The following is a 10,906-nucleotide window of genomic DNA, read 5'->3' on the forward strand; positions in this document are numbered from 1 at the left end:
GGTCATCCCACCCCGGAGGGACGGAACGTGTCGAGCACATTCTTCACGAGTGCCTCGTTCTCGTTCCACTGGGACGCGGGAACCGCGACGACCACAGCATAGGGGCGTCCATTGAAGATCACACCGCGGTCGCGCGCCCGGGTGACGCCGCCCGCGCGGGACCACGTGAACTCGATGTCGGCGGCGGGCACGCCGCCGACGCTCGTCCGGGTGATCTCCCCGATCCGCTGGAAGCCCTTCAGTTTCCCGTCGGCGATGGCCTCCTGCTCCCAGGTGACCCAGTGCTGGTAGGGGTCGCCTGACCACTGCGTCCGGTCGACCTGGACGTAGGCGCCGCTCACGGGATCGATCCAGATGACGCTGTTGCCCTGCGCCGACCGCCGCCAGCCGCGCGGGACGGCGATGCCGAACCCGGGGCCGCCCGCCTGGACGAGACCGTCCGGGAGCGGCGTGCCGCCCGTGTCGGGCGAGGACGGCGACGACGCCGGTGTCGTGGGCGTGCTCGGTACGGACTGCTCGGTCGCGGGCGCGGACGGCTTGGCCCCGCCCTGCCCGCCGCCGCCGGACGAACCGTCCGGCCACAGCAGGAACCCGGCGACGGCCAGGGCCGCCGCCGCGGTGACGGCGCCCGCGAGGATCGGCAGGATGGGAGACCGCTTCCGCGAGGGGCCGGTCGTGGTGGGCGGCGCGTGTCCGGGCGTCCAGTGGACGCCCGGCGCCGGCGGGGACTGCGCGGTCATGCCCGTCATGCCGATCGTGCCGTCCGGCACCGGAACCGGCATAGGGACCGGGGCAGGGTCCACGGCCGTCGGCGCGTCCGACACGGTCTGGACGGCGGCGAGGTCCGCGGCCTGGCCGGAGGCGATGGCGGTCAGGGCCTCCTCGGCCCGGTCGCCGCTCATCCGCCGGACGGGGTCGCGTTCCAGCAGGCCGGTGAGGACGGGCGCGAGCGGCCCCGCGTTCCTCGGCGGCGGGACGTCCTGCGTCATCACGGCCGCGAGGACGGCCATCGGGTCGCCGCGATGGTGCGGCGCCCGCCCCTCCGTCGCGGCGTAGAGGGTGGCGCCGAGGGCCCACAGGTCGGACGCGGGGATCGCCGGGTCGCCGTTGACGCGCTCCGGCGACATGTACGCGGGCGACCCGATGAGCAGCCCGGTGCCGGTGAGCGTCGCGTCCCCGGCCACCTGCGCGATGCCGAAGTCGGTGAGGACGGCGCGGTCGCCGTGCCCGACCAGCACGTTGGCGGGCTTGACGTCGCGGTGCAGGATGCCGATCGCGTGCGCGGCCCGCAGCGCGCCCGCGATCTGCCGCCCGATCGCCGCGGCGCGGGCGGGCGGCAGCGGGCCGTCCGCGTCCACGATCTCCTGGAGGGAGCGGGCCGGGACCAGCTCCATGACGATCCATGGCCGGTCGTCCTCGTCCACGACGTCGTGGACGGTCACGACGCCCGGATGGTTCAGCCGCGCCGAGGCGCGGGCCTCCCGCAGCGTCCGGCGGTGCCGGTTCTCCCGCTCGCCGTCGCTCAGCCCGGCGGGCAGGACGACCTCCTTGACCGCGACCTCCCGGTCGAGGGTCTCGTCGCGCGCCCGCCACACCGTGCCCATGCCGCCCCGCCCGACCACGGATTCGAGCCGGTATCGGCCCGCGAGAACGCGACCTGCCATTGAACACGGTCCTTCGTCAGTCGTCGGCGGGCTCGAAGAAGCGGTAGACGGGCTGGAGGTCGGAGTGGATCTTGGCCCAGCCCTTGTCGGGGGCGCAGAGGAGGATGGCGTAGCCGTTCCCGCTCTTGACGAACCCCCGGTTGAGGACGTGCATGCGCCCGCTCTTGCCGTCGTAGGTGAACTCCCAGTCGGCGGAGTCGTCGCCGCGGGTGTCGGGGACGGGCGGCTGGTCGCCGGTCGGCGCGATCTTGATCTTCTTGTAGCCGGGGAAGCCCGACCCGCCGCGTTCCTGCCGCTTCCAGTCGTCGAGGGCGCTGTCGCTGGGGTCGTCGGTCTGGTCGATCTGCAGGTAGACCTTGCGGTCGGGCGAGTAGAAGTAGTCGCCGCCCTGCTTGCGTTCGGGCCCGCTCCAGCCCTTCGGGACGGGCACGGCGTAGCCGCTGCCGTCCCTGTGCATCCGGAACCCGGCGGGGAGCCCGGCGCTCGGCGACCCGCTGGGCTTGGCCGAACCGGCCGGACCGGACGTGGTCTTGGTCGCCGGGGCCGGCGCGCCGCCCTTGCCGGACGGCTTCTCGCCGCCCCCGCGGCCGCTCGCCAGCGCGATGCTCGCGACGACCACGATGATGACCAGCGCGACCGCGGCGACGATCAGCACGTTGCGGTTGGACGCGAGCGCGGGACGCGCGACCGGATGCGTCGTCGGCGGGAAGTGGGTCGTCGGGTCCGCCGGCGGGCCGTCCCCGGGCGAACCGGGCTTGAGCGACCCGTGGCCGGACGGCGCGGCGCCGCCGGACGGCTCCGTCCGCGGCCGGGAGCGCCAGGACGACACGCGGTCGGGATCGGGAGTCGTCTCGCCGGGCCCGGCCTTCGCACCGCCCTTGGCGGCGTCCCCGGCCTTGCCCGCCCTGCCGGACTCGGTTGCGGGCCCTGCCGCGCCCACCGCGCGGGCCGCACCCGCCGGCAGGTCGAAGCTGGTCAGCTGGTCAGGGCGGGCGTCCGGGGTCTCCGGACGCGGCGTCCCACCGACCGGGTCGACGCTCGTCCGGCCGCCGGGGTCGTCCATCTCGGCGGGGATCGGCTCGTCGGGCGCGTACGTCTCGGGGTACGGCTCGGCGTACGCCTCGCCATACGCGTCCGACGTCGTCGTCTGGGGGCCGGGCAGCTCGTCCAGGGGGAACTCGACGGCCATCGTCCGCTGCGTGTCGACGGTCTCCTGGCGGACGATCTCGTCCAGCAGCGCGCCCGCCTCGATCGCGTCCATCCGCTCGTCGGGGTTCTTGCGGAGCAGGCCGTCGATGACGGGGATGAGCCGGCCGCCCTTGTCCGGCGGGTCGGGCTCGTCGGAGATCACCGCGACCAGCGCGGCCATCGGCTCGGACCGCTCGAACGGCGACTTGCCGTTCACCATCGCGTACAGGGTGACGCCGAGGGACCACAGGTCGGACGCCGGGCCGGCGACGCGCCCGCGGGCCCGCTCCGGCGCGATGTAGGCGGGCGAGCCCATGACCAGGCCCGTCTGGGTGAGGGTGGCGTCGCCGGAGGCGGTGGCGATCCCGAAGTCGGTGAGGACGGCGCGCTCGCCCATCCGCCCGGCGCCGGTGATCAGCACGTTGCTCGGCTTGACGTCGCGGTGCAGGACGCCGGCCTGGTGCGCGGCGTGCAGCGCGGCGAGCATCTGCCGGCCGATCTCGGCGGAACGGTGGACCTCCAGCGGGCCCTCCTGCTTGATCACCTGGTCGAGGGAGCGGGCTCGGATGAGCTCCATGATGATCCAGGGGCGGTCGTCCTCCTCGACGACGTCGTAGACGGTGACGACGCCGGGGTGGCCGAGGCGCGCGGCGGTGCGCGCCTCACGGAACGTGCGCTTATGGTGTACGGCGCGTTCCTCATCGGTGAGACCATGCGGGAGGATGACCTCCTTCACCGCGACGTCACGACCGAGGACCTCATCGTGCGCCTGCCAGACCGTCCCCATGCCGCCGCGGCCGACCTGGGTGACCAGGCGGTAACGACGGGCGAGCAACCGCTCACCGGTGGGTTCACTTGGCATATCCGCGACCATATCGACTTTTGCTGACAACCTTGGACCGAGCTTGCAAGCCACATCCCCCTACCCGTACGACGTCCGGCTCCACCTGGAGGTTCGCCTCCCGGCGGGGCGCCGCGCGACGGGAACGCGCGCACCGGACCGTGACCGACGTGACACCCGTGACCGATAACCGGGGCGAGTGGGGGCGGTTGATCAAGGCCGCGCCGACGATCTTCTTCTGGTACACCCGTCTCTCCGGGATCCTGTCGCTGCTCGCGTGGGTCTCCTATGGTCTCATCCTCGAGATGGCCGACATCTGGGCGCTGCGCTGGATCGGCTACCTCGGCTGGTTCCCGAGCGTGCCCCTCGGGCTCCTGTGGATCCTGCTGTCGATGGGCGTCCGGCGGCGCAAGAAGGCCGCGTGGCGGATCCTCCTGCTGATCTTCTGCCTGCCGGCGGCGCTCGGGGTCACGGCCGTCCTGACGACGGTCCTCGACCCGGACCGGCGCACGCCCCCCGGCCTGGTCGTCACCACCGCCGTCTACCTCGCGATCGTCGTCCTGCTGGTCGCCGCGCGCGGGCAGTTCACCACGCTGCCCGACCGCGCCGACCGCCGCCTCGCCGGTCTCGTGTTCACCAACCTGCTGTTCGTGACCTGCGGAATCGGCACGTTCCTCGTCACCCTCACCGACCGCGACCACAGCGGCGGCCCGTGGACGCACCCGCTCTACGCGATCTCCCAGACCGTCCTCGGGCCGCGCGTCACGGGCAAGCCGATCGACGTGAGCGTGCCGCTGTGGGTGGACGCGATCCTGTGGGTCCTCGGCACCGGGCTGCTGATCGCCACGTTCTGGGCGATGTTCAAACCGGGCCGCCGCGACCCCGTCCTGCGGCCGCGGGAGGAGCTCGCCGCGCGCAGGCTGCTCGCCGAGTACGGCGACCAGGACTCCCTCGGCTACTTCGCGCTGCGCCGCGACAAGGACGTCATGGTCGCGCCGAACGGTAAGGCGGCCATCGCCTACCGGGTCGAAGGTTCGGTCTCGCTGGCCAGCGGCGACCCCCTCGGCGACCCCGAGTCCTGGGACCAGGCGATCGAGGCGTGGCTGGAGGAGTGCCGCGCGCACGCCTGGATCCCCGGCGCCGTCAGCGTCGGGGAGCGCGGCGCGCACGTCTACCGGCGGCACGGGTTCGACGCGCTGGAGCTCGGCGACGAGGCCGTCATCGACCTCACCCGCTTCAACCTGGACGGACGGGAGATGCGGCAGGTCCGGCAGGCCGTCCGGCGGGTCGAGCGGGCCGGGTACGGCGTGCGGATCCGGCGGCACGCGCAGATCCCCGGCTGGGAGATGGCCGAGCTGATCCGCAGCGCCGACGCGTGGCGCGGCGAGGACACCGAGCGCGGCTTCTCCATGGCGCTCGGCCGCCTGGGCGACCCGACCGACGGACGCTGCGTCATGGTCGAGGCGTTCGACGCCGAGGGCGAGCTGCGCGGCCTGCTCAGCTTCGTCCCGTGGGGGCGGGCGGGCCTGTCGCTGGACCTGATGCGCCGCGACCGGGCCGCCGAGAACGGCCTCAACGAGTACATGGTCGCCAAGCTCGCCGAGAAGGCCGCCGCCGTCGGCGCGCAGCAGCTCTCGCTGAACTTCGCGATGCTGCGGTCGGCGTTCGCCCGCGGCTCGCAGATCGGGGCGGGGCCCGTCGCGCGGCTGTACTACCGGTGCCTGTCGTTCGCGTCGAAGTTCTGGCAGCTCGAATCGCTGTATCTGGCGAACTCCAAGTACCTGCCCGACTGGCGTCCCCGCTACATCTGCTACACGCAGAGCCGCGACCTCGTCCGGCTGGGCCTCGCCTATGCCCGCGCCGAGGGCTTCCTGCCGAACCTGAACCGGCCGAAGCTGGACCGCGCGGCCGCGACCGGCCCGGCCACCGGGCTCGCCGACCGGATCAAGGAGATCGAGGACGCCGCCGAGGCGGCCTGCGTGCCGCGGCGGCGGCTGTCCGAGCAGGAGCGGGTCAGGCACGCCAAGCTCGACCGGATCCGCGCCGCCGGGATGGAGCCGTACCCGCTCGGCTGCGAGCGCACCGACGTCGCCGCCGACATCCGCGCCCGCTTCCCCGCGCTCGCCCCCGACACCAGCACCGGGACGAGGGTCGCGATCGCGGGACGGGTCGTCCTCGCCCGCGAGCACGGCCGGCTGATCTTCGTGACGCTGCGGGACGAGACCGCCGACCTGCAGGTCATGCTGACCGCCGACGCGCTCGGCGATGACTCGCTGCACCGGTGGAAGACGCTCATCGACCTCGGTGACCAGGTCGCCGTGGACGGCGAGGTCGTCACGTCCCGGCGCGGCGAGCTGTCGGTCCTCGCGTCGTCGTGGACGCTCGCCGCCAAATGCCTGCGTCCGCTGCCGAACAAGCGGTCCGGCCTCTCCGACCCGGAGGCCCGCGTCCGGCAGCGGTACGTCGACTTCATCGTCAACGACGACGCCCGCCGGATGCTCCGGATGCGCGGGGACGCCGTCGCCGCCGTCCGCGACGCCCTGCGCGAGCGCGGGTACCTCGAAGTCGAGACGCCGATGCTGCAGCCCGTCCACGGCGGGGCCGCCGCCCGGCCGTTCAGCACCCAGATCAACGCCTACAACATGCGGCTCTACCTGCGGATCGCGCCCGAGCTGTACCTGAAGCGGCTGCTGGTCGGCGGCGTGGGCCGCGTGTTCGAGCTGAACCGCAACTTCCGCAACGAGGGCGTGTCCCACAAGCACAATCCCGAGTTCACGATGCTGGAGGCGTACGAGCCGTACGGCGACTACGACACGATGGCCGCCCTGACCCGCTCCCTCGTCGTGGACGCGGCCCGCGCCGCGCTCGGCACGACGGTGGTCGTCCGGGACGGGGCCGAGTACGACCTCGCGGAGCCGTGGCGGGAGATCACCGTCTACGGGTCGGTGTCCGAGGCCGTCGGCGAGGAGATCACGCCGGACACGCCGGTGGACGTCGTGCGGAAGCTCGCCGACCGGTGCAGGCTGGGCTTCGACCCGCGGTGGGGGCAGGGCAGGCTCGTCCAGGAGCTGTTCGAGGCGCTCGTCGAGGAGGAGCTGACGGCGCCGACGTTCGTCCGGGACTACCCGGCGGAGACGTCGCCGCTGACCCGCCCGCACCGCCGCGACCCGCGCCTCGCCGAGAAATGGGACCTCATCGTCTTCGGGCTCGAACTCGGCACCGCGTACTCGGAGCTGATCGACCCCGTCCTGCAGCGGCGGCGGCTCACCGAGCAGTCGCTGCGGGCCGCGGGCGGCGACCCCGAGGCCATGGAGCTGGACGAGGACTTCCTGCGCGCCCTCGAATACGCGATGCCCCCGGCGGGCGGCATGGGCATGGGCATCGACCGGCTGCTGATCACGCTGACCGGGCGCAGCATCCGCGAGACGATCCCGTTCCCCCTCGTCCGCCCGGGGGGCTAGAGGGTTCGTTCGATAGGACGGTAGCCCTGCTCTGCGAGCCAGCGTCGTGCCGCGCCCCGCCGGGCGTCCTCTCCCTCGGGGAGGATGCCGGGCGGGATCGGCAGCCAGCGGGCCCCGTCCCGCGCCTGCGGCTCGTCGCGGGACAGCTCGTCCAGGGCCAGGACGTCGCCGCGCTCCAGGTCGAGGACGTGAAGCCCGTCGTCCATGGCCGCCGCCACCGCCCCGAGGTCGACGGGCAGCGGGAGCAGCGTCCGGTAGGGGCCGCTCCCGGGGCCGCGCGGTGCGGCCAGTTCGGCGGCCAGCTCCGCGTCCCCCGGCCAGCCGCGGTCGGCCAGCAGGGCACGGCAGTCATTGGCGAGGCACGCGCCCTGGGCCTGCCCTCGCGCGACGACCATCAGGGCCACGTCGCCCGCGTACTGGAGGACCGGCTCCAGCGGCCGGCCCTGCAGCAGTTCGAGCCCCGCCGCCCAGTCACCGCGATTCACGGCGGACCGCAATCGCGCCATCGCCTCCACATCCCATTCGATCACATCGACATTTGTACAGACTTCTCGGGATGCGGGGAGGCGATTCAGCGGGGACGCTTGTCCTCCACATGGACGACGGTGAGTTTCGCGGCCGTCCCGATCACGTTTGGACCGTCCAAAAAGGCCGACGGCGCGTCGAGGCCGATCGTGCCGAAGTCGCCGGCGGGGCCGCCCGCGTGGACGGGCCCGTTCTCGCGCAGCAGTTCCACCGCCTGCGCCGCCAGATCGCCGCCGGGCTCCATGAGGATCACGCACGTCCGTGTTCGAACAGGACCCACGACTTCTCGTCGCCACGAATGACGTCGCGCCATACCTGAACCAGTTCCTGTGTCACGCACGCGATTATGCACGACGGCACAGGCACTCGCCCACCGATTTAACTCCGGAGGCCCACTGCCGTCGTGTCCGAAAAATCGTTGGGGATTCTTCGCGGGGCTCAGTACCGTTGGCGCGCTGTTCTGAACGGGAAGGTGAGAGACCGTGGCAAAGCTCAACCAGATCATCGCCATTGAGAAAGGCGTGAAGAGCCGCGCTCAGCGCGAGCTGGCCGACGTTCTGCGCGTGCTGCAGAAGCCGGCACTGCTGTCGGGCATCTCGCGGGTCTACCGTCCCAAGGACGAGGAGGGCGAGACGCTCCCGCCGGAGTCCACCAAGGTCCAGGTCAAGTCGGAGTACGCGCTGCGCGACGTCGCGGCCGCCCTGACCCGGCTGTTCGACGTCGTCGCCACCAAGGACTGGGCGAACCGCGAGGCCCGCGCCGACGTCGTCGTCGACGGCCGGACGGTCGTCGCGCAGGCGCCGGTCACGTACCTGCTGTTCCTGGAGAAGCAGCTCACCGAGCTGCTCGCGCTCATCGACAAGCTGCCCGTCCTGGACGCCGCCGAGTCGTGGAGCTACGACGAGAGCCAGGACGTGTGGCGCACCGACCCGGTCGAGACGTCCCGGACGAAGAAGGTCCCGCGGGCGCACGTCCTGTACGAGGCGACGGACAAGCACCCGGCGCAGGTCGAGACGTTCACCGAGGACGTCATCGTCGGGACGTGGACGAAGGTGGCGTTCTCCGGGGCGCTGCCCGCGCGCCGGGTGAACGAGCTGCGCGACCGCGTCGCCCGGCTGCAGGCGGCGGTGAAATACGCGCGCGAGGAGGCCAACGCGGCGGACGTCGACGACCGGCAGGTCGGCGAGGCCGTTTTCGCGTACCTGCTCGCCTGATGAATTCCGGGCCTTTCCCGTCCTGGCGGCCAACGGTGATTCACCGATAGGCCGCCGGACGGGAAAGGCCCGCCGAAGACTCCCCGCTGGAGCGCGGGGGCGCGTCCGCAAGGGCGCGAAAGCTGAGGATGAGGCTCAGTCTGAAAGCGGTGACACAGGCGGTTCGAATCCGCCCCCGGGCATTCGCGCCCGGGTGGCCCAAGTCCGGTAGAGGCGGCCGCGTCAATCTCAGGCTCTCGCTCCAGAATCAGCATTCGCCGTTCCCTCGCCCGCGGAGGCGGCCGGTCTTTCCCGAAGTGGCAGTTCGAATCTGTCCCGCGGCTCTCGTGCCGCGGTAGCTCAACGGAAGAGCGCGGGCAAGAAACCTGATCCGCCGCCTGATCATCGCCGGTGAGCGCATACAGCGGCACACGGGCCCCGGGGCTGGGTAGCTCCCCGGGGCCCACCGCCGTTCCATCCCCCGGTGGAATCTGGAGTCAGGCCGGCCAGGTCGTGATGCGGACGTCGTGGTCGGCGCCGGGGGCGGTGAACTCCAGGAGGCTCGCGGCCTCCTCCTCGACGGCCGGTTCGTCCGGGAGCGGCGCGAAGCGTTCGATGGTCAGGGCGGCGCTGCCTGCCTTCCTGTCGTGCCTGAGCGTCCAGAGGCCGTGGACGCGCCCGTCCACCAGGAGCGTGGGCTTGATCTCCGCCCCTACGCAGACGATCCTGCGCTGCTCGTCGGTCATCAGCCGGGTGCGGTCGGCGTAGGCGAGGACGAGGTTGTCGAAGCCCGGCAGGAGGCGGACGGGTGCGGGCCCGTCATCGGGAATCCGCGCGTCAGGCAGGTCGAACAGCTCCACGCCGTTCTCGTCCTTGTAGACGCGGAGTTCAGGGCGGAGTTCCGCGAAGGCGGCGTCCATCCGGCGCAGGCCGGACCACATCTGGAAGTCCTTGACGGACGCGGGCCCGAACGCGGCCAGGTAGCGGCGGATCAGGGTGGCGGGGCCGAGCTCGTACAGCGACTCGCCGATCCACTCCTCCGCCAGGGCGAACGGGGTGGCGCCGGCGACGTTCCAGGTCCCGCTGGGCGGCGGGTGGACGACGGGCACCACCGCCTGGGCCGACCATCCGAGGGCCTGCAGGTCCCGGTCGGGCCACAGCCCGGCGAGGGCGCGGCCGAGCTGGGGACGGGTCAGGACCTGGCCGTCCAGGAGTTTGCGGGCTTCGGTGGCGAGCTCGTCCAGGTCCCAGCCCCTGGAGACGCGGCCGAACGCGGCCTGCCGTCCCCGGGTGAGGCATTCCTGGACAAGCGGGCGCAGCCACCGGTAGTCGTCGGCGAGGGCCATGTGCTGGGTGCCGCGGAGGATCGACCCGCGCACGACGGAGCGGTCGTTCATGAGGTCGGTGAGTTCCCGCTGCTGGAAGGCGGCCAGCCTCGCCCACAGGCTGTAGTAGGGCACGTTGTTCTCTTGCGCCTGCATCGCGACGAGGAGGGCCACCGCGTCCCGCACTGGCAGGTCAGAGCGTTTCAGGAGGAGCTGCCGGTCCAGCGCCGCCCGGTTCAGCGTCCGTCGGTCCAGTACCCGCATCGTTGACCCGCCTCCGAGAGGAACGAACCATTCCGCTCCACTATATCAGAACGGAATGGTCTATTCCGACTGCTGCTCCCGGTACGCGCTCACCGCGTAGCGGAGCCGGGCGCCCACCAGGAGGGCCTCGTCCTCCGGGCAGCCGAGGAGGCGGGTGACCAGCTCGACGATCTGGTCGTCGGACAGGTCCGGCTCGCGCTGGGCGATACGTCCGACGATCTCGACCAGCTCGGGACGCTTGTAGCCGGCGATCGAGCGTCCGCGCTTGACCTGGATGGGCGCGGTCGCCGCCTCGTCCTGCGGGGGCGGCGGCTTGACCTCCGGGGCCTGCCGGTCGGTCGCCGCTCGCCGCGCCACGGCCTCCCGCTCCCCCGTGTCCGGGACGAGCGGACGGCGGCCCGGAGCGTCCAGGCGGCGGGGCGGCAGGGCGGGGCCGGGTGCGGGC

Annotated in this window: 7 protein-coding genes and 1 pseudogene; 2 read left to right on the forward strand and 6 right to left on the reverse strand. The window is 72.5% G+C overall.

All coding sequences use genetic code 11. From position 1 onward, the window contains the following. Positions 1–2 precede the first annotated feature (2 nt). Together ETD83_RS17110 and ETD83_RS44505 are read right to left on the reverse strand one after the other, a co-directional pair. Positions 3–1,664, reverse strand: a complete 1,662-nt coding sequence (locus ETD83_RS17110; protein WP_138646127.1) for a serine/threonine-protein kinase — start codon at positions 1,662–1,664, stop codon at positions 3–5. 16 nt (positions 1,665–1,680) lie between these two features. Further along, entirely contained in the window at positions 1,681–3,714 is a 2,034-nt protein-coding gene (locus tag ETD83_RS44505; protein ID WP_230420964.1) for a serine/threonine-protein kinase, read from the reverse strand. A 158-nt stretch (positions 3,715–3,872) separates the two neighbouring features. On the opposite strand from ETD83_RS44505, the gene lysX reads away from it, so the two are divergent. Continuing rightward, entirely contained in the window at positions 3,873–7,154 is a 3,282-nt protein-coding gene (gene lysX / locus ETD83_RS17120) for a bifunctional lysylphosphatidylglycerol synthetase/lysine--tRNA ligase LysX (RefSeq protein ID WP_230420965.1), read from the forward strand. On the opposite strand, the gene ETD83_RS17125 is transcribed toward lysX, so the two are convergent. Then, on the reverse strand, positions 7,151–7,684 hold the full coding sequence (locus ETD83_RS17125; protein WP_138646128.1) for a hypothetical protein: 534 nt from the start codon (positions 7,682–7,684) through the stop codon (positions 7,151–7,153). The genes lysX and ETD83_RS17125 overlap by 4 nt on opposite strands. Positions 7,685–7,725: 41 nt before the next feature. After that, complete coding sequence (locus ETD83_RS17130; RefSeq protein ID WP_205717721.1) at positions 7,726–7,932, reverse strand: hypothetical protein; 207 nt, start codon at positions 7,930–7,932, stop codon at positions 7,726–7,728. Positions 7,933–8,161: 229 nt separating this feature from the next. Here ETD83_RS17130 and ETD83_RS17135 point away from each other — a divergent pair, with 229 nt between their 5' ends. Further along, positions 8,162–8,893 carry a DUF7873 family protein gene (locus ETD83_RS17135; protein WP_138646129.1) on the forward strand — a complete coding sequence of 244 codons (732 nt, stop codon included), beginning with the start codon at positions 8,162–8,164 and terminating at the stop codon, positions 8,891–8,893. A 476-nt stretch (positions 8,894–9,369) separates the two neighbouring features. Here the strand turns inward: ETD83_RS17135 and ETD83_RS17140 are convergent, their stop codons facing one another. Beyond that, complete coding sequence (locus ETD83_RS17140) at positions 9,370–10,461, reverse strand: winged helix DNA-binding domain-containing protein (RefSeq protein ID WP_138646130.1); 1,092 nt, start codon at positions 10,459–10,461, stop codon at positions 9,370–9,372. Between the two features lie 60 nt (positions 10,462–10,521). Further along, positions 10,522–10,906: pseudogene (locus tag ETD83_RS42540) on the reverse strand (hypothetical protein); the annotation flags it as partial.

Source organism: Actinomadura soli, assembly GCF_005889715.1.
GTDB classification, from domain to species: Bacteria; Actinomycetota; Actinomycetes; order Streptosporangiales; family Streptosporangiaceae; genus Spirillospora; species Spirillospora soli.